Annotated in this window: 18 protein-coding genes and 1 pseudogene; 8 read left to right on the top strand and 11 right to left on the bottom strand. The window is 71.0% G+C overall.

Features of this window, described 5'->3' with window-relative positions; translation table 11 throughout:
* Positions 1-98: 98 nt before the first annotated feature.
* Positions 99-803: pseudogene (locus HT134_RS48325) on the bottom strand (RHS repeat-associated core domain-containing protein); the annotation flags it as partial.
* Positions 730-5796 carry a LamG-like jellyroll fold domain-containing protein gene (locus tag HT134_RS14655; RefSeq protein WP_246364483.1) on the bottom strand — a complete coding sequence of 1689 codons (5067 nt, stop codon included), beginning with the start codon at positions 5794-5796 and terminating at the stop codon, positions 730-732. The gene HT134_RS14655 and the pseudogene HT134_RS48325, both read right to left, overlap by 74 nt.
* A gap of 1362 nt (positions 5797-7158) precedes the next feature.
* On the opposite strand from HT134_RS14655, the gene HT134_RS14650 reads away from it, so the two are divergent.
* On the top strand, positions 7159-7365 hold the full coding sequence (locus tag HT134_RS14650) for a cold-shock protein (RefSeq protein ID WP_175600874.1): 207 nt from the start codon (positions 7159-7161) through the stop codon (positions 7363-7365).
* A 357-nt stretch (positions 7366-7722) separates the two neighbouring features.
* On the top strand, positions 7723-9147 hold the full coding sequence (locus tag HT134_RS14645) for a DEAD/DEAH box helicase (RefSeq protein WP_175600873.1): 1425 nt from the start codon (positions 7723-7725) through the stop codon (positions 9145-9147).
* Positions 9148-9253: 106 nt separating this feature from the next.
* Here the strand turns inward: HT134_RS14645 and HT134_RS14640 are convergent, their stop codons facing one another.
* The 3 genes from HT134_RS14640 to HT134_RS14630 are packed head-to-tail and all read right to left on the bottom strand — an operon-like array spanning position 9254 to position 12187.
* Positions 9254-10312 (bottom strand): 2-oxo acid dehydrogenase subunit E2, encoded by a 1059-nt coding sequence (locus HT134_RS14640; protein WP_175600872.1) that lies wholly within the window; start codon positions 10310-10312, stop codon positions 9254-9256.
* Positions 10305-11309 (bottom strand): alpha-ketoacid dehydrogenase subunit beta, encoded by a 1005-nt coding sequence (locus HT134_RS14635; protein WP_175600871.1) that lies wholly within the window; start codon positions 11307-11309, stop codon positions 10305-10307. The genes HT134_RS14640 and HT134_RS14635 overlap by 8 nt, the downstream gene beginning before the upstream one ends.
* Positions 11306-12187: a thiamine pyrophosphate-dependent dehydrogenase E1 component subunit alpha gene (locus tag HT134_RS14630; RefSeq protein WP_175600870.1), complete on the bottom strand. Its 882-nt coding sequence runs from the start codon at positions 12185-12187 to the stop codon at positions 11306-11308. The genes HT134_RS14635 and HT134_RS14630 overlap by 4 nt, the downstream gene beginning before the upstream one ends.
* A 167-nt stretch (positions 12188-12354) precedes the next feature.
* On the opposite strand from HT134_RS14630, the gene HT134_RS14625 reads away from it, so the two are divergent.
* The gene (locus HT134_RS14625) at positions 12355-12813 is read left to right on the top strand and encodes a hypothetical protein (protein ID WP_175600869.1); all 459 of its coding nucleotides are present in this window, start codon (positions 12355-12357) and stop codon (positions 12811-12813) included.
* A 99-nt stretch (positions 12814-12912) separates the two neighbouring features.
* A complete protein-coding gene (locus HT134_RS14620) occupies positions 12913-13362 on the top strand; it encodes an SRPBCC family protein (RefSeq protein WP_175600868.1) in 450 nt (149 codons plus the stop codon).
* Positions 13363-13417: 55 nt separating this feature from the next.
* On the opposite strand, the gene HT134_RS14615 is transcribed toward HT134_RS14620, so the two are convergent.
* The 4 genes from HT134_RS14615 to HT134_RS14600 all read right to left on the bottom strand — a co-directional run bounded on the left by HT134_RS14615 (position 13418) and on the right by HT134_RS14600 (position 18664).
* Positions 13418-16621: an AfsR/SARP family transcriptional regulator gene (locus HT134_RS14615; protein ID WP_175600867.1), complete on the bottom strand. Its 3204-nt coding sequence runs from the start codon at positions 16619-16621 to the stop codon at positions 13418-13420.
* A gap of 40 nt (positions 16622-16661) precedes the next feature.
* The gene (locus HT134_RS14610) at positions 16662-17036 is read right to left on the bottom strand and encodes a nucleotide pyrophosphohydrolase (RefSeq protein ID WP_312888127.1); all 375 of its coding nucleotides are present in this window, start codon (positions 17034-17036) and stop codon (positions 16662-16664) included.
* Between the two features lie 87 nt (positions 17037-17123).
* Complete coding sequence (locus HT134_RS14605; protein WP_175600866.1) at positions 17124-17576, bottom strand: DUF6789 family protein; 453 nt, start codon at positions 17574-17576, stop codon at positions 17124-17126.
* Between the two features lie 74 nt (positions 17577-17650).
* Positions 17651-18664 carry a LacI family DNA-binding transcriptional regulator gene (locus HT134_RS14600; RefSeq protein WP_175600865.1) on the bottom strand — a complete coding sequence of 338 codons (1014 nt, stop codon included), beginning with the start codon at positions 18662-18664 and terminating at the stop codon, positions 17651-17653.
* Between the two features lie 141 nt (positions 18665-18805).
* On the opposite strand from HT134_RS14600, the gene HT134_RS14595 reads away from it, so the two are divergent.
* The 4 genes from HT134_RS14595 to HT134_RS14580 are packed head-to-tail and all read left to right on the top strand — an operon-like array spanning position 18806 to position 23248.
* Positions 18806-20092, top strand: coding sequence for an extracellular solute-binding protein (locus tag HT134_RS14595; protein WP_175600864.1), 1287 nt, complete (start codon positions 18806-18808; stop codon positions 20090-20092).
* Positions 20089-21051 carry a carbohydrate ABC transporter permease gene (locus HT134_RS14590; protein ID WP_175600863.1) on the top strand — a complete coding sequence of 321 codons (963 nt, stop codon included), beginning with the start codon at positions 20089-20091 and terminating at the stop codon, positions 21049-21051. Before HT134_RS14595 ends, HT134_RS14590 begins: the two co-directional genes overlap by 4 nt.
* A complete protein-coding gene (locus tag HT134_RS14585) occupies positions 21048-21866 on the top strand; it encodes a carbohydrate ABC transporter permease (protein WP_175600862.1) in 819 nt (272 codons plus the stop codon). The genes HT134_RS14590 and HT134_RS14585 overlap by 4 nt, the downstream gene beginning before the upstream one ends.
* Positions 21867-21868: 2 nt before the next feature.
* Positions 21869-23248, top strand: a complete 1380-nt coding sequence (locus tag HT134_RS14580) for a glycoside hydrolase family 5 protein (protein ID WP_175601140.1) — start codon at positions 21869-21871, stop codon at positions 23246-23248.
* 95 nt (positions 23249-23343) lie between these two features.
* Here HT134_RS14580 and HT134_RS14575 read toward each other — a convergent pair whose 3' ends face one another.
* Complete coding sequence (locus tag HT134_RS14575) at positions 23344-24810, bottom strand: tetratricopeptide repeat protein (RefSeq protein ID WP_175600861.1); 1467 nt, start codon at positions 24808-24810, stop codon at positions 23344-23346.
* Positions 24807-25466, bottom strand: coding sequence for a TetR/AcrR family transcriptional regulator (locus tag HT134_RS14570; protein ID WP_175600860.1), 660 nt, complete (start codon positions 25464-25466; stop codon positions 24807-24809). The genes HT134_RS14575 and HT134_RS14570 overlap by 4 nt, the downstream gene beginning before the upstream one ends.
* Positions 25467-25481: the final 15 nt, after the last annotated feature.

Below are 25481 nucleotides of genomic sequence, written 5' to 3'. Positions count from 1 at the left end.
GCGTTGCCGAGACCACCAATCGAAGATGAGCTGCTCGCAGTGGCGGTGCCTCTGCCGCCTCCGCCGCCACCGCCCATGTCGTCCTTATGGCCGGTCGGGTCAACGTTGCTGAGAGGCCTTCCACTAACGTACGTATACCGATTCGCCTTGATGGAAGGCTCCGCCGGCAACGTCCAGGTGTCGCGCGAGGCGAACGAGCCGGTACCCGGCTGGTACCACCGGGCATGCATGTTGACCTTGCCGGTGTCGGGGTCCGTGTACTCTCCCTGGTAACCCAGCGTCGACTTGGTCCCGGTCTGCGCCAGTACCTCGCCGTACGGGTTGTACGCAGTCGACCCCGACAAAGCCGTGCCAGAAAACGTCCCGACCAGGTCGTCATGGATGTCCGTGAAGGCCCCGAGCGCCGCGTTCGCTCCCTCCTTGACACTGACCAAGCCGCCGAACGGATCCCAGCCGTACTTCGACTGGACCGCGCCCGCCTGGTCAGTGATGGCCACGACGTCGTTGGACAGGCCCGCGTAGGCGAAGCGCTGCTGCGTCGTCCGCGTCTGACGGGTGGCCATGCGGTCGAAGGCGTCATAGGTGTACGTCGCGTCGCCGTCGTTGATGAGGCGGTCGAAGGCGTCGAACGTCAGATGCTTCGTGGTGCCGTTCTTCGTCTCCGTGGCGAGCGTGCCGCGCGGCGTGTACGTGTAGTCCGTACCGTCGCCGGACGTCAGACGATTGCGCTCATCGTAGGTGTAGGTCTTGTCGCCGGCCTGGATGCGGTTGCCGGAGGCGTCCCACTTGTAGGTCGTGGTCGTGCCGTCCGGGCCCTTCCAGGAGGTGAGGCGTCCGGCGTGGTCGTAGCCGTAGGTGTTGTTGCCGGCGCCCGGCCGTCCCCTCCGTGATTTTGGAGGTGAGGTTGTCGTCCTTGTCCCAACCGTAGGTGATCTTTGCTAACTGGCCGCCGGTGCTGTTCTTCAGCGTGTGGGTGGCCACGCGGTCCACCGCGTCGTACGTGTAAACCTGCGTGTTGACCGGGTTGGTGGACGTGACGGTGCTGAGCCGGTCCGCCTTGTCGTAGTCATACGTGTTGGTGCGGCCGCTGACCGGGTCGGTGACAGTCCTGAGGCGGTTGTCGTCGTCCCAGGTGTAGGTCGTGGTGCCGCTGGCGTCGATCCGCTGGGTCGGGTTGCCCATCGGGTCGTAGCCGAACGCGCTCGTCTGGCCCGTCGGCCCGGAGACCTTGGTCAGCAGGCTGCGGTCGTTGTACTCGAGGACCTGGTCGTTCATCTTGGTGACGCGGTCGGCCAGGTCGTAGCCGTACGTCTTGTCGTCGGTGTACAGCCCCTCACCCGAGCCGCTGACCTTCGTCACCCGGTCGAGCAGGTCGAACTCCCTGTCCAGGCGCACCCCTCCGGGCTGGATCAGCGCGGTCTCGTTGCCCGCGACGTCGTAGACGTGGGTCCAGGTGCGGTCCGCCAGGTTGGGGTGAGCTGTGGTGGAGGGCTCGGTGAGGGTCTCGATGAGCCCGAGCGTGTTGTACGCGGTCCAGGTGGCGTTGCCGCGCCCGTCGGTCAGGCGGGTCCGCGCCCCCGAGGCGTCGTAGCCGAAGCTGGTGGCGATGGACTCGGTGTCGGAGACCGGCTCGACGAGTTCGGTGAGCTGGTTGGTCGCGTCGAACGTCCGCTTGGTGACATGCCCCTCGCCAGATGTGATCTTGGTGAGGTTGCTCGCGAGGTCGTAGCCGTAGCCGCGCGTCTTGACGGTCGCGCCCTGCTTGTCCACGTTCTTCAGGCCGGTCAGGCGGCCGGCGAGGTCGTAGTCCGCGATGAGGGCGTTGCCCAGCGCGTTCGTGACCTTGGCGGGACGGCCGACCAGGTCGTAGTCGAAGGTCGACGTGTTGGTGACTGGGTCCGTCTCCGTGCGGACCTCGGAGGCGGCGTTGACCGTGTAGGTGGTGGACTTGTTGCTGGGCGGGGTCACCTTGGTGAGGGCGCTTGCGTCGTTGTACTCGTACTTGGTGACGTACGCCGCGGTGGTCGGCTTGCGCTCCACGAGCGTGCTGGTGATCCGCCGGCCGAGGTCGTCGTACGTGGCCTCGCTGCGCGCGCCGGTCGGGTCGATGGCGGCCAGTTCCTCGCCCAGGAGGTCGTAGTGGGAGATCCACTGGCCGGCGGGCTGCCCCTGCGCCGCGGGCGGGTCCGTGACGCGGACCGGGTTGTCGAGCGCGTCGTACTCGATCGTCGTGACCTGACCGCGGGGGTTCGTCGTCTTCGTCAGACGACCCACCTTGTCGTATTCGTAGAGAACCTTGGGTGTGACCGCCGTGCCGCCGGGCGGCGTGTACGGCATGCCCGTCACCGAGGTGAGCTGACCGGCGCGGTCGTAGCCCGACGTGGTGATGCGACCCTCCGGATCGACGGCGTGCGTCTGGCGACCGACGGCGTCGTAGCCGAACTTCGTGGTGACGCGGTCGTCCCGCGCGGCTCCGGCCTTCTCCACCTTCACCGGCGGTGACTTGACCTCGATCAGCTGGTTGTTCAGGTCGTAGCGGAGCGTTGTGGTGAACGCTGCGGCGTCGGCGCCCGACGCGTTGCCCCGAGGATCGACCGCCTCCACGACCAGGCCGCGGTCGTCAACCTTCCAGGTGGTCGTCACGTCCTGGCCGTCGTTCTTGACGGTCTGGCGGACGAGACGGTCCTCCTTGTCGTAGGCGTACTCGGTCGTCTCGACTCGAGTGGTGCCGGTCGCGGACTGCTTGGTGGCGATGATGTTGCCGTTGGCGTCGTACGTGTAGCCCGTCTTGCGGCCGAGCTCGTCCGGGTCGAGCGTCTGCGACGTGAGCCTTCCTGCGGCGTCGTAGACGTAGTCGACGCGGACCTTGCCACCGCCGCCGACCTGCTGAGTGACATTGCCTGCGGCGTCGTACGTGTTCCTCTCGAGGACCACGTTCCTGGTGGTGGTCAAGCCGTTCAGCTTGGCCTCGGTGGCCGTGGTCTCCGACAGGAGGTCGTCGCGGTAGTAGGTGTAGGAGGTCGTGCGCCCCATCGCGTCCTTGCGCGTCGCCAGCCGCCCGCCGTCGTCGTACGAGAACGACTCGAGCGTGATCTCCTTGGGAGCGGTCGGAGCGACGGGACTGCCGGTCCAGTTCTTCAGGGTGCGCGAGGCCAGCTCGCCGCGCTTGGTGTACGTGTAGCCGAAGATCGAGCCGAGCTCGTCGGTCACCGTGACTTTCGCGCCGATCTCATCCCAGGAGGTGCGGATGACGCCGCCCTCGGGATCTGTGGCGGTCTCCTCGCGGCCGTGGGTGTCGTAGGTGTAGCCGAAGACCTGCTCCTGGTCGCCGCCGGTCAGGTCCTTGACGGTCTCCGAGAGGATGTTGCTGTCGGGGTCGTACGCGTACGTGGTCTGTGCGGTGTGGGTGACGCCGGTGACCTCGTTCTTGACCCCCGGGCTGGTCTGGGTGGCGATCCGCCCCAGCAGGTCGTAGGTGTACGCCGTCTTGGCGCCGTCCGGCTGGGCCTTCGAGATCTCAGTCTCGCTCGTCACACGTCCCAGGACGTCGAACTCGGAGGAGACGACCAGGCCCTCGGGCATGGTCTGCTCGGCGAGGTCGCCCGCGGACGTGTAGCGGTAGCTCGTCGTGTTGTTCCGGGCGTCGGTGCGCGACTTCACCAGGCCGGCCGGAGTCGTGCCACCGCGTACGGCGGGCTCGGTGCCGTCGGTGTAGGCGATCGTGGCCGAGCGGCCGTTGGGGAAGTCGGGCGTCGCCGGGGTGATCTGCTTGGTCTGCTCGCCGTACTGGTTGTACTCGAAGGTCGTGGCGTACGTGTTGTCGGTGGAACTGCTGGAGCGGGCGTCACGCACCTTCAGGACGCGGTCGTTGCGCAGGTCGAACTTGTCGTCCTTGTTGAGGTAGTACTCCGTGTAGCTGGTCTGGCAGCTGTCGAAGGTGCGGCAGGTCTCGGTGGAGAGGGTGTTGCCGCGCTCGTCGCTCTGCCAGGTTGTTGTGTTGTTGTTGGGGTCGACCCGTTCGTACAGGTAACCGCCGGTGTCGTAGGAGTACTTGGTGACCTTGCCCAGCTGGTCGGTCTTGGACATCAGCCGGTAGCCGCGCCAGGCGTCGTGGACGGCGGTGATCTTCTCGTTCTTCGGGTCGGTGACCACGACCGTGGAGGTGCCGGCGGCGCGGTCGATGGTGCGCTCCCCGAGTTGCCAGGTGCCGCCGTGCTGGTCGGTGTGGGTCTTGATGCGCTCGGTGGCGGGGTCGTAGGTGTTGACGGCCCAGATCCGGCCCGACGGGAGCGTGATCTTGGTGAGGAGCTGCGGCGCTTGGAGACGGGCGGCGTAGTGGCGGGCCACCTCGGCGGCCGACAGGGGGCGGTCGTAGAGGGCCACCTCGTCCAGTGAGGCCGCCAGTCCTCCGCCGCCGAGATCCAGGTAGTCAAGATCGCTGGTGCCGGTGATGGGGCCGTTGAGCGTGCCGGCGACCTGTCCGTCCAAGTACAGCGTCTGCACGTCGCCGGCGGCAGCGAGCACGACGTGATGCCACGCGCCATCCTTGACCGTGGCGCTGGTGACGATCGGGGTGGTGGTCTGGTGGAACGACGCCGACAGCTTGCCGGCCGACGTGATCTCCAGCATCGGCTTGGAAGCGTTGTCGAAGATCTCGTGTGCCCGCATGATCGTGCCGGTGCCGGTGGTCTTGAACCACAGCTCCGCCGAGGCCCACTTGCCCACCCTGGGCATGAACCCGCCAGGCAGGGTTATGTTGGCGCTGGTGGAGGCGGCGATGTCCACAGCCGTGTCAGCGGCGCCGGCCAGCGCTCCCGGCTTGCCCAGGGTGACGTCGTCGTCATAGTAGATGTCCTCGGCGCCCCAGCCCAGATCCTTGCCCTGGTAGCCCGTGCTCTCCCCGAGCCTCCAGTAGCCGAGCGGGTCGGAATCCAGGACCGTGCTGCGATACAGCGATCCGGGGCTGTGCTCGTAGAGGGTGCAGCCGCCCGCGGGGTCGCACACCTTCTCCAGCACATCGCCGTTGTAGGTGTAGGACCAGGTCAGCGGCTTGCCGTCCACGGGGTCGATCGAGACCGCAGTGATGTGCGCACCGGTCCAGGCGAAGGTGAGCGAACGACCCCCCGGCGCGGTCGCCTTGGAGAGCTTGCCGTCGGTCCCGTACGTGAGTTCCTGGACACGTCCGCGGTTGTCCGTCATCTTCAGCAACCGGCCGGCGCTGTCGAACAGGTAAGACGTGGAGGACTTGTCCATCAACCGCCAGCTGCCGTCGGCGTTCTTGGCGAGCGTGGCGTACATGCCTGGTGGCGGCTGGTATCCGCCGTCATCCTTCTTTGCAAAGCGGACCTGGCGACCGTCCGGGTAGGTGACCAGAGCGGCCTCGCGGCCCGCCACGTTCTCCGGGACGATCCGCATGTCCCACCGGGTCGCCCAGCCCGCGCCGAAGGCGCCGTCACGCCGCGGGTCCATGCTGTTGAAGGACCGCACCACCGACAGCGGCGGGCCGGCAGTCGCGACCTGCAGGTCGGTGAAGGTGGTGGTGTAGTTGCCGGACTGCTGGTTGAACTCCTGGCCATTGACGCCTCGTATCGACAACTGTGAGGTGATGGTGGGCTGCCGGACACCCACCACCAGCGTGTAGATGTCGGAGTAGGCGCTCTGACCCCCGATCGTCGACGCGTCGCTGACCTGAACCCGCCACCAGTACTGACGGCCCCACGCCAATGTGCCCTCGGGGATCGTCCAGGTGCTGGACTCGTTGCAGCAAAACGGGTCATGCGTGGTGCAACGCGACATCGACGGCGTTTCGCAGATCTCGAACTTGTAGCCGATCGTGCCCGTGTACCAGGTGGTGGCAGTGACGTGCAGCGTCGGCTCCGTCGTCATCACCTGCATGCCGTTGTCGGGAGACATCGACGTCACGGTCGGGGGCGGCGGCTTGGGGCAGTCGCCGATCAGCATCCAGCCGGTCTGTAGTTCATACGGGGGATAGGTGTTCAGGCTCGCCGGGATGTTCTGGATGGCCTTCCAGACCTTCTGGCCGGACGCGACGTAGGTGCCGTACGCCACGTACACGCCCTTCTGCCACGGTGAGTACGAACCGCAGGGCGGATCGCAGGGAGCCCATGGCCCGCAGGACTGAGTGGAGGCCACACCCGCCTTCGTCGCGGTCGAACTGGGGGTGGGAGTTGCTTGTCGGGACGTCGCTGTGCGCCGCGCCCGGACCAGTCCGGAACGTTCCTCCTGAGGCAACGCCTTCTTCAGCGGCTTGGCCTTGCCCTTCGGTGTTCCTGGATCCGCAGTTGTGCGCGTCGCATTCGCCGACGTCAGCGACAGCAAGCCTGCGGCGGTCCCCCATGACTGCTTCGGCGTCTCAGCCGAGCCTCCTGCTACATGCGGCACTGCCACGGAGGCAGCCGCCACCACCGGTTGCGGATCGAACCCCAGCAGCCCGGGAAGCATCACGGCCAAGATCGTGATCACCAGGATGCGGACACGACGATCCCAAGGCAGCAAGCGGCGCATACGCCGTCACACTCCGAACCACGTGGGGCATCCCCGAGGGGACGCCGGACGAAGCTCCACCCCGTCTGAGCCAGATGACAAGGTCTCTGACTAGCGCGGCTCGGAGCGCGTTGCTCAAACGGACGAAGCGCAACTTCCACCCGAAACGGCAACAAGATCCAATTAAGTCATACAAAGATCACGGATGGTGACTTACCACTCTTGAACGCCACGCCCTAAGCCCTTGGGAGCCGTACGCCAGCCGCTGGGAGGTGAGGACCAGCGGTGGCCTGGTCCGCGTAGCCGCAGGCACCGCAAGACGTGGGCGGCCGTGCAGCGCGGGTCGGCGGCTGTCGCCCGCGCTGACCGCCCGGCCGAGACCGAGTCCATGGACCCCCTTCAACCGGGGCACGTTCCCCATCTCTGGATGTTCAGGCGCGATTCGGCGAGAGGGCGTGCACAGCAGGGCAGAACGTGTGCTAAGTTGAATTCAGTTGCAGTTGTGGTACCCATAAAAACTTGTGTGCACCTGACGGTATGTAGCCTCAGGTGCATTTTTTGTTTACCGGTCTTCTCCGGGTGTGGGCCTATCTCGGCGACGCGAGATTCGTCCGATGCGGATTTCGGCTTTGCACCTATCAAGAGGAGATCAACATGGCTTCTGGCACCGTGAAGTGGTTCAACGCGGAAAAGGGCTTCGGCTTCATCGAGCAGGACGGCGGCGGCGCCGACGTCTTCGCGCACTACTCCAACATCGTCGCCAACGGCGGCTACCGCGAGCTGCGCGAGGGCCAGAAGGTTGCCTTCGACATCACCCAGGGCCAGAAGGGCCCGCAGGCCGAGAACATCGTTTCCGCCTGACACTGACACACCACGCAACTGGGGCCCGCGCCATAGGGTGCGGGTCCCAGCGCGTCGCTCGGGTGGTAACCGACGTGCTGTGACGGTCTCACAAGCCGCGAAGGGCAGCATGTCCGTTCTTCCGCCGCACACCGGCTGGACCACTGATGGCTCCGGTTCGGACACAAGTCCGCTCCGGGCTCTCTGACCGGCATCGCCGCCCCTGTTCTCTTCGGCGAATGCCGACCATTTCGACGCCCGAGGCCAGGCTGTTCTCCGCCGGCTCGGCGCGTCTTTCTTCGGCTCGTTCTTGACATTCTTGTGCTGCTCATCGCGCCGGGAATCACTTGACACGTGCCGCTTCGAGGAAGGTTCTGCATGAACCACGCAACTCGCAAGCACGACCGTTACTCCCCCACCCGCACCGGCGGCTCTGCCAGGGGCGACCAATTCGCCTCACCGGCGCGTGGCCGTTCAGCCGTCCCCAGCCGTTCCGGTGGTCACGGGCGTCGTCCCGCCGCGCTTCAGGGGGAATTCGCACTGCCGGTCACGGTCACCCCGGCCCTGCCCGCAGCCGCGACGTTCTCTGAACTGCACATGCCGCCCGCGCTGATGAAGGTGCTCACCAGCCTGGGTATGAAAGAACCGTTCCCGATCCAGGCGGCCACGCTGCCGAACTCCCTGGCCGGCCGGGACGTCCTCGGGCGGGGGCGCACCGGGTCAGGCAAGACACTCGCCTTCGGCCTGGCCCTGCTCGTCCGCACCTCCGGACAGCGTGCCGAATCGCGGCAGCCGCTGGCCCTGATCCTCGTTCCCACTCGGGAGCTGGCCCAACAGGTCACCGACGCGCTCACCCCGTACGCTCGGTCACTGAAGCTGCGGCTGGCCACCGTCGTCGGCGGCATGTCGATCGGCCGGCAGGCCAATGCGCTGCGCGCTGGTGCGGAGGTCGTCGTCGCGACCCCGGGACGGCTGAGGGATCTCATCGAGCGCGGCGACTGCCGCCTCGATCAGGTCGCCATCACCGTACTGGACGAGGCCGACCAGATGGCCGACATGGGCTTCATGCCGCAGATCACCTACCTGCTCGACCAGGTGCGCCCCGGGGGCCAGCGGATGCTGTTCTCCGCCACTCTGGACCGCAATGTCGATCTGCTGGTCCGCCGCTACCTGACCGACCCCGTGGTCCATTCGGTCGACCCCTCGGCGGGCGCGGTCACCACGATGGAGCACCACGTGCTGCACGTCCAAGGCGCCGACAAGCAGGCCACCACCATGGAGATCGCTGCTCGCGACGGCCGGGTGATCATGTTCTTGGACACCAAGCACGCCGTGGATCGGCTCACCGAAGACCTGCTGAACAGCGGCGTACGCGCCGGCGCGCTCCACGGGGGCAAGTCCCAACCCCAGCGCACCCGCACCCTCGCCCAGTTCAAGACCGGCCACGTCACGGTGTTGGTGGCGACCAACGTCGCGGCTCGTGGCATCCACGTCGACAACCTCGACCTCGTCGTCAACGTCGACCCGCCAAGCGACCACAAGGACTATCTGCACCGCGGCGGCCGTACCGCCCGCGCCGGCGAGTCCGGCAGCGTCGTCACCCTCGTCCTGCCCGACCAGCGGCGTGGCATGACCCGCCTGATGGCCGACGCCGGTATCGTCCCGCAGACCAGCCAGGTCCGTTCGGGCGAGGCGGAACTCAGACGTATCACGGGCGCCCAGGCTCCCTCAGGGGTTCCCGTGACCATCACCACGCCGGTCGCCGATCGTCGGCCGCGCCGGAACCGCCGACGATTCGGATAGCGGGGAGGGCAGGGCCTGCCCGCCGCGGGCGGCAGTGCGGAAGGAGTCGCCGCCGTGGGGCCGGCCGGTGCTCGACCTCCTGCACTCCGGTGATCGCCTTCGCCTCTCACAACCCTTCAGGTGACTCCAGCGACTCCTTCAGTGCCTGGAGGAAGAGGACCGCGTCGCGGCCGTTGTTGAGGCGGTGGTCGTAGGCGAGGCCGATCGTCGCCACCGTACGGTCCCCCTCCGGTTGCGGCGAGGCCAGGGCGAGGGCGCAGGCGTGGCCGGGGGCGATGATCGGGATGGCCAGGACGATGTCCGGGTCGTGGTGCAGGGTGACCGCGATGTTCGCGCCCCGGAGGTCGGCCTCCTTGAACGTGCCGTGCTGGGCGTGCCGGCGGAAGGCGGTCATGGTCTCGGCGATCTCCGCGAGCCCCGGGCGACCGCGGACGACCGGGACGTACAGGCCCGTGCCCAGGTCGATGGTGACGCCGACCGCGGGCGTCTCGGGGACCGCGGCGGTGGCCTCGTCCACGAGTTCGGCGAAGAACATCGGGTGCTTGTCGTGCAGGGACGCGACCGCGGCGATGAGCAGGTCCGGGAGGCCGACCAGCTTGCGCAGGCGTCTGGTGAGGTCGCGGGTCAGGGTCAGGGCCGCTCCGACGTCCACCTTGATCGCGGTGTACGCGGCGGGGATGGTCCGGTGGGAGAGCGTCACGGTCCGCCCCACCGCCCTCTGGTGGACCGAGAGGGCCGCCTGCGAGGCTGAAGAGCCGGACGCGGCCAGGCGTTCCACGTCCGCGCGGCGTACCACCTTCACGTCCAGGGTGCGTACCAAGGCCGGGTCCAGGCCGAGGCTGTCGATGAGGTCCTGGGCCGGGGCCGTGATGATCGGTCCTCCGGGCTTCTCCGCGAGTGTGGGGGCGGGGAAGGGCACCGCGGGCTCCGCGTCGCCGGAAGTGATCCGCGCCAGCAGGTCCCCCGGGCGGCAGACGGCCCCCTGCGCCAGCAGGTGCGTGAGCGTGCCGTCCTGCTCCGCCGTCAGCTCCTCCACCGCCTTCGACGTCTCCAGCGTCGCCACCGGCTCCTCGCGCCGCACCGGCGCGCCGTCCGCGGCGAGCCACTCCAGCAGCGTGTACTCCGAGTCGTTGTTGTTGAGCTTCGGGACGCGGAGCTCACCCATGCAGGCCCTCCAGTACGGCCGAGCGGATCGTCGTGTCCTGCACCAGCACCTCGCGCTCCAGGTGGACGGCCGTCGGGATGACGCTCGCGGCCGAGCTGACCAGGGCGACGGGGCGGCGCAGCGTCCCCCACAGGCGCGTGTGCAGGCCGGCCGCGACGTGCTCGCCCCACGTGCCGCCCGCCGTGCCGTCCTCCGCGACGCACACGAGCCCGGTACGGGCCAGCAGCGGCACGAGCCCGGGCACCCCCGCCGGGTCGAACGGGTGCAACCGTGACGGCACGAGCAGCGCGCCCGCCAGGTCGTGCTCCAGCAGCAGCGTCCGCATGGCCGACACCGCCCGGTGGGCGAGGCCGCCGGGGACGATCAGCGTGTAGTCCGGGTCGCCGCCGCCGGCCAGCTCCACCACGGCGACGTCGTCCACGAGCCGCCAGGTGAACAACTCGTCCACGGCCCCTTCCCCGTACATGGGGCGGGTGTAGAGGACCTTGTCCTCGAACAGCAGACACGGCTCGCCGAGCGCGAGCATGCGGTCGAGCACGCCGCGGTTGTCGTGGAACGGCGTCACCTCGAACAGCGACAACCCCGGCACCCCGAGGAAGTGCTTCTGCAGGGTCTGGCTGTGGGTGGGGCCGTAGCCGCGGTGGCCGCCGGAGGGGCAGCGGACGACCAGCGGCATGGGGACGCGCCGGCCGTACATGGTGACCGACTTGGCGGCGAAGTTCACGATCTGGTCGAACGCGAGGGCCGCGAAGTCGCCGAACATGATCTCGACGACGGCCTTCTCCCCCGCCAGCGCCAGTCCGGCGGCGGCTCCGGCGATGGCGCCCTCGCTCAGCGGCGTCGCGAGCACGCGGCCGGGGAAGCGCTCCGACAGCCCTTTGGTGATCTTGAAGGCGCCGCCGTACGGGTCGAGGATGTCCTCGCCGAGGACGTACACGGACGGGTCGTCACCGAGCAGGCCGTGGAGGGCCCGGTTGAGGTTCTCGGCGACCCTCATGCGCCACCCCACACCGCGGGAGGCCGGGCGGCGACCTCGGCGGCGACGCGCTCCACCCGGTCGCGGGCCGCGGCCTCGACCCGGGCCGACTGGGCGGGGTGCGCGGCCCGGTAGGCGGCGTACCAGTCGACCGGCCGGACGCCCGGCGGCCGGACGTCGTCGCCCTTGCTGTGCGGGCCGAGCCGGTGCGTGCGGAACTCCAGCACCAGCGGCCCGGGGTCCGTCCGCACCGTCTCGATCAGCGGCGCCACCTCGCGCCTGACCGCGGTGACGTCCAGGGCGTCGATCGCGTGGTGCCGGACGCCGAACGCCGCCGCCCGTCCCGCGACCGTGCCGGCCATCTGCGCCGGCGTGGGCGTGGACTGGGCGATGCCGTTGTGCTCGACGACGACCAGGAGCGGCAGCCGCCAGAGCGCGGCCAGGTTCAGCGCCTCGTACACCGCCCCCTCGCCCCAGGTGCCGTCGCCGATGTACGCGCAGGCCAGGGCGCCGGGCTCGTGCCGGCTGAGGTGGAGCGCCACCCCGGCGGCCACGGGCATGCTCTGGCCCTGTACGCCGGTGGACAGGTAGCGCCCGCGCCGCAGGTGCTGGCTGCCGCCCACCCCGTCGCAAACCGCTCCCTTGCGACCCATGATCTCCGCCAGCAGCCCCTCGGGGTCGTCGAAGCGGGCCAGGTAGTGGCCGTGGCCGCGGTGGTTGCTGAAGATCCAGTCGCTGTCGCGGAGCAGGGGGCGCAGCGAGACGGGGACGTACTCCTGCCCGAGGCAGGTGTGGGTGGTGCCGTTGAGCTCCCCCTGCTCGAAGAGCGCGAGCAGCTTGCGCTCGAAGCAGCGGATCAGCAGGAGCAGTGCCAAGTCCTCGTCAGCCAGCCCGTTCATAGGCCCCTTTGAGTCCCCGAAAAACGCGGAAAAAGCCTGAAAAATCCCTGGAAAGGCTATCCAAAGGCGCCTATCCCGTCCACAGTCTCGATCACGCGGCGCGTCCCCGGGAGGTAAGTGCCGAACGGTCTTCTGATCGCTCCCCGTACGGGACTACCTTCTGATCCATGACCCCTCTGGAGCCACTGAGATCCCCCTACCGGCCGCGCCGGACCCGGTCCTTAGGCGTGACGATGACGGCCGGGTGGAGCGTGAAGGTCATCGGCATCACCGCGGAAGGAGAGCTGCCCGACGACTTCGAGGTGGAGGCCGCGCTGCAGGCGGCCGAGCAGGACCTGCCCGAAGGGGGCGGGGTGGCGTTCGTCATCGTGGACCGCGGCACCGACGCGCTGTGGGCGAACGTCTGCTGGTGGCGCTCCGACATCCTGTTCCAGCGGCTGTGGCGGGCCGAGCTGGGCTCGACCGACCTGCGCCGGATGCCGCTCGACGCGCCGGTCGGCTGCGTGTGGCAGTTGCTGGCCATCGACTGCGAACGGCGGGCCTGGGTGGAGCACGTGCTGACCCGGCCGCACGACCCCGACCTCACCGGCTATCTGGCCGCCGACCCCATGGTGGAGGCGAGCTGACGGACGATCTTAAGGGCACCAGAAGGGGATCGTAAGGGCGCCCCGGCATCGTGGAACACGTCAGAAGACGGACGAGCCCCACGAACGAAAGGCACCACGATGACGCAGACCGCGCAGTTCGAGATCACCCGGGTCCTCGACGCCCCCCGCGAGGAGGTCTACGCCGCCTGGACCGAGCCGCGGCGCCTGTCCCGCTGGTTCGGGCCCCGTTCGTTCACCGCCCCGGTGGAGCGGATCGTCGCCGACGTGCGGCCCGGCGGCGCGTGGCAGGTGGTCCTGGTCGGCGAGGGCGGCTTCGAGGCCCCGCTCGGCGGCACCTACCGCGAGGTGGACGGCCCCGGCCGGCTGGTCTTCACCACCGGCGACCCGGACAACCCGGGCGACGGCCCGGCCTCGGTGGTCACGCTGGAGCTGACCGAGACGGACGGCGGGACCGCGATGCGCTTCCACCAGTTCGGGGTCAACACCGACGAGGAGCACGCCCGGCAGGCCAAGGCGGGCTGGACCGAGTTCTTCGACCGGCTGGCCGAGCACGTGGCCCAGGCATGACGGCCCAGGCATGACGGCCCAGGCATGACGGCCCAGGCATGACGGCCCAGCCCACTCACAATCCGGGCGCGTCGGCCGGCTTGAGCCGGCCGCCCTCCTCGTACAGCGCGTCGAACGCCGCCCCGCCCAGCGCCGCGCGCACCCGCTCGACGACGCGCCCGATCTCCTCCGCCTGCGACGGCCCCGCCGGCAGCCGGTTGCCCTCGCGGACGGCGGCGGCCAGCCCGAGCAGCCGCGCGGCCCGCTCGGGCGAGCCGAGTGCGGCAAGGGCGGAGGCGAGCCCGTCCACGGCGAACGCGACGCTGGCCGGGTCGCCGACGCGCTGCGCCGCGGTCAGCGCCTCCAGGTGCAGCGCCCGGGCCTCCTCGGCGTCGCCGAGGCGTTCGCGCAGGTGTCCCAGCTCGACCAGGGTGGTGGGCAGGTGCAGCGCGGGCTCGGCGCCGGGGTCGCGCGGCACGCCTTCGAGCAGGTGCAGCAGGTGCCGCTCGGCCACCTCGTCCCGGCCGGCCCGGCGCGCGGCGAAGGCGAGGCCCATCTCGGCCATGAGCGTGCCCTCGCGGAAGCCCTGCTCGACCGACAGCCGCAGCGCCCGGTCGCACAGCTCCATCGCCTGCTCGTAGTCGCCGCTCTGCAGCGCGTTCCAGCCGAGCCACGCCGTACGGCGGGCGGCCTCGTTGCCCATCCCGAGCTCCTCGGCCACCCGCAGCCCGTCCTCGAACAGCCGCCTGGCCCCCTCGGCGTCGCCCTTCACGGCGGCCAGGCCGGCCAGCCACTCCGTGGCCTGGAGCAGCCCCCACCGGTCGCCGAGCTTGTCGAAGAGGCGGACGCTCTCCTCGCTGTCGCGTTCGAGGGCGACCATGTCACGGGTGGTGAAGGCGTCGCGGGCCCGCTTGCTGAGGGCCGCGGCGATGCCCCATTCGTCGCCGATCGCGCGGAACGTCGTCAACGCCGCGCCCACCAGCTCCTGCGCCGTCGGCACGTCGGAGACCGCCATGCCGAGGAAGAGCTCGGCCCGCGCCCTCTCGCGGGGGTCGGCGATGGCCGCGGTGTCCCAGGCGGCCTCGTCGCCGAGCATCATCGCGAACCCCGCCCGCCAGGCCGCGGCCCGCGCCCGGCCGGGAGCCTCCCCGCGCAGGGCGAGGGCCGTCTCCAGCGAGCGCCGGGCCTCGCCGGGCCTGCCGCGCAGGTACCAGTACCAGCTCAGCGCGTTGACCAGGCGGATCGCGGTGTCCGCGTCGTGGCCGCGGGCCGCCGTCTCCAGGGCCGCGCGCAGGTTGGCCGCCTCGGTGTCGAGCCGTTGCAGCCACGCGCGCTGGTCGTGCCCGTACAGGGCGGGCTCCGCCCGCTCGGCCAGGGCCAGGTGGTGGCGGGCGTGGGCGCGCCGCACCTCCTCCAGCTCCCCGGCTTCGGCCAGCCGGTCCAGGCAGTACTCGGACACCGACTCCAGCAGCCGGTACCGCACGCCCGCCGCGCCCTCCACGACCACCACCAGCGACCGGTCCACCAGCCGGGCGAGCAGGTCGAGGACGTCGAGCTCCGCCGGCTCGCCGAGCCGGCCGTCGCCGTCGCCGCCGCCGCCCGCGCAGACCTCCTCGGCCGCCTCCAGCGTGCACCCGTCGGCGTGGACGGCCAGGCGGCGCAGCACCACCCGCTCGGGCGGCGTCAGCAGGTTCCAGCTCCAGTCGATGACCGCGGTCAGCGTCTGCTGGCGGGCCGGCGCGCCGCGGTGACCGGCGGCGAGCAGCCGGAACCGGTCGTCCAGCCGCGCCACCACGCCCCGCACGCCGAGCGCCCGCACGCGGGTGGCGGCCAGCTCCAGCGCGAGCGGGATGCCGTCGAGCCGGCGGCAGAGCCGTACCACCGCCTCGGCGTTGCCCGCGTCGAGCGTGAAGCCGCGCGCGGAGGCGGCGGCGCGGGCCACGAACAGGCGCACGGCGTCGGACCGCTCCGCGGCGTCCAGCGCGACGGCGGGAGAGGCGCCGAGGACGGCGTCGAAGGCGGTGAGGTCGGGCACGCCGAGCGGCGGCACGCTCCACAGCACCTCGCCGGGCAGGGCCAGCGGCTCGCGGCTCGTGGCCAGCACCCGCATCCCCGGCACGGCCCGCAGCAGCGCCTCGGCCAGCTCGGCCACCCGTTCGACCACGTGCTCGCAGTTGTCCAGCACGAGCAGCAGCTCACGGGCGCGCAACACCTCGCCGAGCCGCGCCGCGGGCGCCGCCCCCTCCGTGCCCTCGCGGATGCCGAGCACCTCCATGACGGCCTCGGCGGGCGAGCCCGTGGCGCGGTCGAGCGCGGCCAGCTCGACCAGCCAGGCGCCGTCGGCGTACGCGCCGGACAGCCGGTGGGCGACCTCCAGCGCGAGCCGGGTCTTGCCGACGCCGCCGCTGCCGGTCAGCGTGACCAGCCGCTCGCCCTCCAGCAGCGCGGCGACCTCGGAGACCGCGTCGTCGCGGCCGATCAGCCTGCTGACGGGGGCGGGCAGGTTGGTGGGCGGCAGCTCGGCCGCGGCGCTGAGCGCGGGGTCCTGGCCGAGGATCGCCTGGTACAGCTCCGCCAGCTCGGGGCCGGGGTCGAGGCCGAGCTCCTCGGCCAGCCGCTCGCGCAGCTCGGTGTAGCTGGCCAGCGCCTCGCTCTGCCGTCCCGCCCGGTACAGGGCGCGCATGTGGACGGCGCGCAGCCGCTCCCGCAGCGGGTGGCGGGCGACGAGGTCGCCCAGCTCGCCCGCGAGCAGCCCGTGCTCGCCCAGCTCCAGGCGCGCCTCGGCGTGCCGCTCCAGCGCCGCGAGGCGCTGCTCCTCCAGGCGGACGATCGCCGCCCTGGTGAACTCCTCGTCGGCGAAGTCGGCGAACGCGGGCCCCCGCCACAGCCCCAGCGCCTCCGACAGCAGCGCGGCCGTGGCGCGCGGGCCGTCGGCCGTCTCGGCGCGCGCCACCAGGCCGGTGAAGCGGGCGGCGTCCACGGCCCCGGGCCCGGCCTGGAGGAGGTAGCCGGGGGCGCGGGAGACGACGAGGTTCTTGCCGCCCGGCTCGGCGTCCTCCAGCGCCCTGCGCAGCTGGGAGACGCGCACCTGGAGCGCGCCGGCCGGGTTGCCCGGCGGTTCGCCGCTCCACAGGTCGTCCACCAGCCGGTCGGCGGACACGACGTGTCCCTCGCTGACGAGGAGGTCGGCCAGGAGCGCACGCACCTTCAGGCCGGGGATCGCCACGCTCTCCCCGGCGTCGGTCCAGACGGCCAGCGGGCCGAGCACGCCGAATCGCATGCCCGTCACCTTATGCGCGGCCGTGAGCCTCTGGTACGGCTCAGCGGTCTCCCCGTCGATCCGGGGGCAGCTTGGGCGCCTTCCTCGCCGAGCCTCGGTAGAGGGCCGGGTCGTAGCGGCGCTCGTTCTCCGCCAGCTTGGCCCGGGCCGCCTCCACCAGGTCGATCCCGAGGACGTCGGCCAGCCGCACCAGGTAGGCCGTCACGTCGCCCAGCTCCCCGCGCACCCGGTCGAGCGTGGCCGGGTCGAGGCTCGCCGACTCGTCCGGGGTGAGCCACTGGAACTCGGCCACCAGCTCGCCCGCCTCGCCGGCCAGCGCCATCGCGAGGTTCTTCGGGGTGTGGAACTGCTCCCAGTCGCGGGCCCGCGCGAACGCCCGCAGCCGCGCGGCCAGTTCCTCCAACTCGGTGCTCACGTGCGCCGACCCTACCCTCCTCGCCTCCCGGAGGGTCCGGTCACGCGCCCGGCGCCGACGCCGACGCCGACGCGGGCGCGGGCGCGGTCAGGCCGCCTCGGCCGCGCGGCGGCCGAGGCGGGTGAGGGCGTTCGCCAGGGCCAGGCCGTAGACGACATGGCCGGCCGCCATCACGGCCTGGCGGCCGGGCCGGTCGCGGTGGGCCGGCGGCATGGTCGTGAGCTTGGGCACCCAGCCGGCGTAGCTGCCGTACCAGATCGCCAGGCCGTACAGGACGCCGAGCGGCACCCGGCCGCGGCCGCGGGTCAGCACGCCGAACAGCGCGCCGGACCCGATCCCGAACGCGAAGTGGGCGGCCGTCCCCAGCACGCCCTCCCCCGGCTTGGGCTTGCGCGGGTGGCCGGGCAGGATCGCGCGGACGATGCGCTTGGGCGGCTGGTCCCTCATCAGGCCGGCGCGCTGGCCGGCCACCATGACCGTGCTCATCGCCGCCGTCGCGAGGGCTCCGCCGACGGCTCCGTTCACGAGATGTCGCAGCATGCCGTACCGGCTGCCCGGGAGCCTGATCGGGAAACCGGCGTACGCGCCACGCTCGCGCGGCGCGCCCGAGACGGTCAGGGGCGCAGCGGCGCGGTGCTCTCGCGGACGACCAGCTCGGTGGCCAGCTCCACGCGCCGCGTCTCCGGCTGCTCGCCCCGTCCCATCGCGAGCACCGTGCGCGTCGCCAGCGCGGCCATCTCCTGCAACGGCTGGCGCACGGTGGTCAGCGGCGGCCAGGCCGAGCGGGCGAGCGGCAGGTCGTCGAAGCCGACCACGCTGAGGTCCTCCGGCACCCGCAGGCCGCGCTGCCGGGCGGCCTCGAACACGCCGAACGCCTGCAGGTCGCTGCCCGCGAAGATGGCCGTGGGCGGGTCGTCCAGCGACAGCAGGGCGTGGCCGTTGTCGTGGCCGGAGTCGACGAGGAAGGTGCCGCGCCGGATCAGCTCGGGAGCGACCGGCATGCTGGCGGTCTCCAGGGCGGCGCGGTAGCCGTCGATGCGGGCCTGGCTGCACAGCATGTCGGCGGGGCCGCTGATCATCGCGATGCGGCGGTGGCCGAGCTCGACGAGGTGCCGGGTGGCGGCCAAGCCGCCGTTCCAGTTGGTGGCGCCGACCGAGACGACGCCGGGCGCCGGCTCCCCCTCGGGATCGACGACCACGAACGGCAGCGAGCGGGCGCGCAGCTGGTCCTGGACCCCGGCCGACAGGCGGGAGGCGACGATGACGACGCCGTCGGTGCGGCGGCCGGCCAGGCGCTCCATCCAGTCGCGGCCGGGCCCGGCGTGGGTGTGCAGGACGGAGATGACGACGCTGGCCCCGGCCTCGTGGGCGGCGCTCTCGGCGCCCCGGACGATCTCCATGGCCCACGGCGACTCGATCTCGGCGAAGACGAGGTCCACGAGCCCGGCGGGGGTGTCGCCGGTGCTGGCGCGGCGCTGGTAGCCGTGCTGCTGGAGCAGCCGCTCGACGCGGGAGCGGGTCGCGGGCGCGACCTCGGGACGGCCGTTGATGACCTTGGAGACCGTGGGGATGGAGACCCCGGCCTCCTCGGCTATCAGGGCGATCGTCACCCGCCTCTTCGCTGACATAGGTCCACAGTGTACCGAAACTTTCGGCGGAGCGATGCTCCTGTTGCTGCTATTGACGCGTAACAGGCCGTTTACCTATGCTCCGGTCAGCGAAATTATCGGGGGGTTTCACGAAACTTTCGGCGTGAGGAGAGAACCCCTATGAGAGGACGCGGTTTCCTGCTGATCGCGACGGCCGTACTCGTCGCCGGATGCGGCGGCGGCGGAGGCGGCGCCGCCGAGCCGAAGCAGAGCCAGGCGGGCTCACCGGCCAAGGTGACCCTGGAGCTGTGGCACCTGTCGACCACCGAACCGATGAAGACGATCATGGCTGAACGGGCCAAGGAGTTCGAGGCCAAGCACCCCAACGTCACCATCAAGGCCACCGTCCTCGAGAACGAGGCGTACAAGTCGAAGATCACGACCCTCACCCAGTCCGGCAAGGCGCCCGACGTGTTCGCCACGTGGGGCGGCGGGGTCCTCAAGCAGCAGATCGACGCGGACCTGGTCAAGGACCTCTCCGCCGACGTCGCCCCGATCCTCGGCGGCTTCACCAAGGCGTCGCTGGCCGCCTACCAGTTCGACGGCAAGACCTACGGCCTGCCGACCGACATCGGCATGGTCGGCTTCTGGTACAACAAGAAGCTCTTCGCCAAGGCCGGCATCCAGCAGCCGCCCGCCACCTGGGCCGAGTTCCTCGACGACGTCAAGAAGCTCAAGGCGGCCGGCACCACCCCGATCGCGCTGGCCGGCAAGGAGAAGTGGCCGGGCCACTACTACTGGGCCTACCTGGCCATGCGCATCGGCGGCGTGCCGGCGCTCCAGCAGGCCGCGACCGACAAGAACTTCAGCACCCCCGACTTCGTGGCCGCCGGGCAGCAGCTCAAGGCGCTGGCCGACCTCCAGCCGTTCCAGAAGGGCTTCCTCGGCGCCGGCTACTCCACCCCCGACGGGCAGTCCGCGAGCGTCTCCAACGGCAAGGCCGCCATGGAGCTGATGGGCCAGTGGGCGCCGGCCGTGCAGAAGTCGTCGGGCAAGGGCCTCGGCGACGACCTCGGCTTCTTCCCCTTCCCGGCGGTCGACGGCGGCAAGGGCGCGATCACCGACGCGTTCGGCGGTGGCGGCGGCCTGGCCGTGGGCGCGGACGCGCCGCCGGAGGCGGTGGAGTTCGTCAAGTTCTTCGACGAGATGGCCAACCACAGCAGGGCCGTCGAGAAGGGCGGCGTGCTGCCCGTGCTCCAGGGCGAGGAGAGCGCCGTCAAGGACCCCAACCTCAAGGTCGTCGCGGAGTCCCTGGCGAAGGCGACCGGCTTCCAGCTCTACCTGGACCAGGCGTACCCGCCCGCGGTGGGCGCGGAGGTGAACGACAGCGTCGCCCAGCTCATCGCGGGCACCAAGACGCCGCAGCAGGTCGCCGACGCCGTCACGGAAGTGGCCAAGAGCGAATGACGACGCTCACCCGGGGGCCGCAGGCGCCCGCGCTCGCGGCCCGCGACCGGCCGCCGCGGCGCAGGCGCCGGCCCTGGCTGACCATCACGCTGTTCGTGCTGCCGGCCCTGGTGCTGTTCCTGCTGCTGGTCGTCGCGCCGATCGCGGTCGCGCTGTACGCCAGCGCGTTCAAGTGGAACGGCTTCGGCGGCCTGCCGACGAACTTCGTCGGCCTGGACAACTTCACCCGGCTCTTCGGCACCGAGGTCTTCCGGCAGGACGTCTGGCACCTGGCCGTGATCGTCCTGCTGTCGCTGGGCGTGCAGCTTCCGTTCTCGCTCGCCATCGCCATGCTGCTGCACCAGCGGGTGCGCGGCCGGGCCGTCTACCGGCTGGTGTTCTTCGCGCCGTACGTGCTGTCGGAGGTCATCACCGGGGTGCTGTTCTCGCTGCTCCTGTCACCGGACGCGGGGCTGGCCAACCAGATCCTCGGCGTGTTCGGGCTGGAGTCGGAGTGGCTGGCCGACACGGGGACCGTGCTGCCGTCGGTGTTCCTCGTCATGACCTGGAAGTACTTCGGGTTCCACATGATGATCTATCTGGCGGGGCGGCAGAACATCCCGCAGGAGCTGATCGAGGCCGCGCAGATCGACGGGGCCACGCCGTGGAGGGTGTTCCGCCACGTCACGCTGCCGCTGCTCGGCCCGACGATCAGGATCAGCGTGTTCCTGTCCGTCATCTACACGATCCAGCTCTTCGACCTGGTGTGGATCCTCACCGAGGGCGGCCCGTCGCACGCCTCGGAGACCATGGCGGTCACCATGATGGAGTTCGGCTTCGGCCGCAACCAGGTGGGCTACGCCAGCGCGATCAGCGTCGTCATGTTCGGGCTGAGCCTCGTCTTCGCGCTGGTCTACCAGCGGTTCGTGATGCGCCGCGACCTGGAGGGCGCGACGACGTCGATGGGAGACCACCGGTGAGACGCACCACCCTTCCCCTGCACGCGATCGCCTGGATCGTGGGCGCGTTCATCCTCGTGCCGATCGTGTACGCGCTGCTCGGCGGCTTCAAGAGCACCGACCAGCTCTCCACCAACCCGTTCGGCCTGCCCGACCCGTGGGTGACGGAGAACTACACCCAGGTGCTCGGCTCGGGCTCGTTCTGGCGGCAGCTCTGGAACAGCACGTTCATCGCGGTGGCGACCACGGTGATCGTGGTGCTGCTGTCGGCGATGGCGGCCTACGTGTTCGCCCGCTTCGCCTTCCGGGGCCGGGAGCTGCTGTTCACCGTCTTCACCGTGGGGCTGATGTTCCCGTTCGCGGTGGCCATCCTGCCGATCTTCGTGATGCTGCGCACGCTCGGGCTGCTCGACAACCCGCTCGGGGTGATCCTCACCCAGGCCGCGTTCGGGCTGCCGCTGACGATCATCATCCTGCGCGGCTTCTTCCGCAGCGTGCCGGGCGAGGTCGAGGAGGCCGCCACCATCGACGGCTGCACGCCGTTCGGGTTCTTCTGGCGGATCCTGCTGCCGATGGCCCGCCCGGCGCTGGCCACCGTCTCGGTGCTCGCCGTCGTCGGGAGCTGGAACAACTTCATGCTGCCGCTGGTGGTCTTCAGCGACGAGACGGCGTGGACGCTGCCGCTGGGCGTCCAGCAGTTCCAGGGCCAGTACACCTCGGACATCGCGCGGGTGCTCGCCTACCTGGTGCTGGCCATGCTGCCGGCGCTGGGCTTCTACGCCGTCGCCGAGCGGCACCTCATCGGCGGACTGACCGCGGGAGCGACGAAAGGGTGACCATGCTGCACGTGTCCGGAACACGGCTCCTGACCTCCGACGGCACGCCGGTGCGGCTGCGCGGGGTGGGCCTCGGGGGCTGGCTCAACATGGAGAACTTCATCACCGGCTACCCCGGCGACGAGTCGTCGATGCGGCTGGCCGTGCGCGAGGTGCTGGGCGAGGAGCGGGCGGCGCTGTTCTTCGAGCGGCTGCTCGGCTCGTTCTTCACCGAGGACGACGCGGCGCTGCTGGCTGGGCTGGGCATGAACTGCGTGCGCATCCCGGTCAACTACCGGCACTTCGAGTCGGACGACCGGCCGTTCGAGATCGTCGAGGACGGCTTCCGGCACCTGGACCGGGTGATCGGCCTGCTGGGCGCGCACGGCGTGTACAGCGTCATCGACCTGCACGCCCTGCCCGGCTCGCAGAACCAGCACTGGCACTCCGACAACCCCACGCACGTCGCCGCGTTCTGGCGGCACCGGCACTTCCAGGACCGGGTGGTGCACCTGTGGGAGGCGATCGCCGACCACTACCGCGACCACCCGTGGGTGGCGGGCTACAACCCCGTCAACGAGCCCGGCGACCCGTCGGGCAAGGTCGTCGGCCCGTTCTACGACCGGCTGGTGAAGGCGCTGCGCGCCGCCGACCCGCGGCACGTGCTGTTCCTCGACGGCAACACCTACGCCACGGACTTCACGGTCTTCCGTGAGATGTACGAGAACACGGTGTTCGTCTGCCACGACTACGCGCTGGCCGGGTTCGCCCACGGCGGGCCGTACCCCGGCTACACGCGCGGCGAGTGGTGCGACCGCGACGAGCTGGAGCGGACCTTCGAGCGGCGCTCGCGCTTCCAGCGGGAGACGGGGACGCCGCTGTGGGTGGGCGAGTTCGGGCCCGTCTACACCGGCGACCCGGACGTCGACGGCCAGCGCTACCAGATCCTGCGCGACCAGCTGGAGATCTACGACGCGTACGGGGCCGGCTGGTCGCTGTGGACGTACAAGGACGTGGGCCTGCAGGGCCTCGTCTGCGCCCGCGGGCCGTACCTGGAGCGGTTCGGCGGGTTCATCGCCAAGAAGCGGCGGCTCGGCGTCGACCGGTGGGGCTCCACCATGGAGGAGACGGCCGCCGAGCTGGCGCCGCTGCACCGGCTGCTGGAGGAGGAGGCGCCGGGCTGGGACCCGTACCCGTGGGGCGCCCGCTACCAGACCGACGACCTCGTCAGGCACATCCTGCTCGCGCAGGCGCTGCTGCCGGAGTACGCGGAGCTGTTCCGGGGGCTCGGCGACGACGAGCTGCTGGCGCTGGCCGACTCGTTCCTGCTGGAGCGGTGCGCCCGGCGCGAGCCGCTGCTCGACCTGCTGTCGGCGAGCCTCGGAGCGGAAGGAGCGCGCTGAGGGGACCCCGGCCCGCGGTCTCACCGGGGCAGCACCGAGGGCCGCCGGCCCGCGGCGTCACCGGGGCAGCGGCAAGGGCCGCCCTTCGCGCGGCCTCACCGGGGCAGCGCCGCGCGGAGCGCCTCCACGCAGCGGGCCTCGGCCTCGTTGCGGAGCCCGGCCGCCGCGTGGGCGGAGCGGATCGCCTCCTGGCGTTCGTCCTCCCACTCGCGCGCCTGCTCGGCCGTGGTGGCGTGGTCGCGGAAGCGGGTCGCGCTCGCCGCCCAGCTTCGCGCTCCTGACGACTGGTCCTTGGCGAGCGTCACACCGGCGGCGAACGCCGACAGCGCGTCGGCCCAGGCGCGATAGGTGAGGGCGAGCCGGGTGGTCTCCTCGTGGATCTCCACCATGAGCTCGTGGAAGTCGGCGTCGTCGCCGTCGCGCACGCGCAGGCCCGCGCTCCCGTGGGCCACCGCGTCGAACTCGGCGGCGTACTCGGCCGTGAGCTCGCCCTCGTAGCCGAGCGTCGCCACCGCGAGCCTGAAGCGGGAGACGTCGCCGGGGACCGGGTCGTCGTCCATGCCGAGGACGTACCAGCCCGACTCGGCCGGCGGGCCGGGCACAGCCGGCATGGGGTAGGCGAAGCTCTTCAGCTCGGTGCCGGGGCCCGGACTCGTGTACGCGGTCGCGCCCATGAGCTCGGCGACCGAGCCGAAGACGTCGAGGGCCCGTTCGAGCAGTTTCTCCACCTTGACGCGGGACTCCGACGTGGCGGCGCGCAGGTCGCGGACGGCGGCGTCGATCGGCTCCGAGCGGGCCGGCCCGATCAGCTCGGCCAGGTCCGCGAGCTCGGGAGCCGCCGCCGAACGGGGATTGCGCCGCCATTTGTCCTTGATGATGCGCAGGTGCCACCAGATCTCGGTGAACGCCTTGCTGAGCGCGTCGTTCTCCGGGCTGACGCGGGCGGCGCCGAGATAGACCTCCGCCGACTCCAGGGTGCGGTGCAGCATGAACAGCAGCTCGCCGAGGCCCAGGGCGAGCGCCTCGTGCTCCGGGTCGAGCCGGAGCCCGTCCCGGTAGGCGCGTTCGGCCTCCGCCCAGTCATACCTGGCCCGGGCCACCTCGGCGAGCGTGAGGTAGGCGAACGGGTCCTGGGGATTCGCCTCGATCGCCGCGCCGGCCGTGCGCCGCGCCTCGTCGACCTTGAAGCACGCCAGCTGGCAGCGCGCCAGCACGTTCAGCGCCCCCGCGTCCTCGGGGTTGATCCGGACCGCTTCCACGGCCTCCCGCAGCGCGGCGGCTTTGCGGCCTTCGTCCAGGAGCAGCAGGGCCAGCAGGCGATGCGCCCACGCGCCGTGCGGTTCGAGGCGGAGCGCGGCCCGCACGGCCCCGCGGGACTCGGACCACCACAGGGGACTCAGTGCGGACCGGGCGTTGAGCAGGCAGTGGGCATGCAGGCAGTGCGCCTCGTAGGCGGTGTCCTCGGCGGCCAGCGCGGGGCGCAGGGCCTCGGCAGCCTCGCGCCACCGGCCGAGGTCCGCCAGGTGGTGGGCGGCCGTGAGGGCTTCGCGGCCCGCGTTCACGCGGCGCCGCCCGCGTGTCCGCCCGCGTGTCCGCAGTAGTCGCCGAGGCCGTGCTCCAGCAGGTCGAAGGCGCGCTCGGCGTCGGCCACGGCGTCGGGGTACACCGCGTCGGACGGCTCGCCCGCCAGCAGGCGGCGCAGGTTCTCGCCGGTCAGGGCGGCGCGCGTGGAGGTGATCTGGGCCGCCGCCACGCGGGCCGTCACGTCGTCGCGTCCCGACTGGGCGGCCAGCTCGCGGGTCAGCAGTTCCCGGGCGCGTTCGTGGAAGACGTAGGCCCTGGTCGTGAGGGCGGGGGTGGTGAGGATGAGCCGCATGACGGCGAGGGTGTGCGGCGCGTCGTTGATCCCCACCGAGGCGTCCCGCCGGGCGAGGCGGTCGAGGTAGTCGCGGCGCAGAGCGACCACGGCCGGCTCGCCCGGGGCGCGCTCGCGCACGACGCGGGCGGAGTCCTCCACGTGCGCGTCCATGGGCGAAAGGACGATGTCCTCCTTCGTCGCGAAGTAGTTGAAGACCGTCTTCCTCGACACCTGGACCGCAGCGGCGATCTCCGCCACCGACACGTCGTCGAAGCCGCGCTCCACGAACATCCGGATCGCCGTTTCCCAGATCTCCCGCTGGGTCTGCAGCTTCTTCGTCTCCCGCAAGCCGAGTTCCATGGGAGCGATACTACC

Origin of the sequence: Nonomuraea rhodomycinica (genome assembly GCF_013363995.1) — a bacterium.
Classification (GTDB): domain Bacteria; phylum Actinomycetota; class Actinomycetes; order Streptosporangiales; family Streptosporangiaceae; genus Nonomuraea; species Nonomuraea rhodomycinica.
This window is presented reverse-complemented; position numbering and strand designations above follow the sequence as displayed.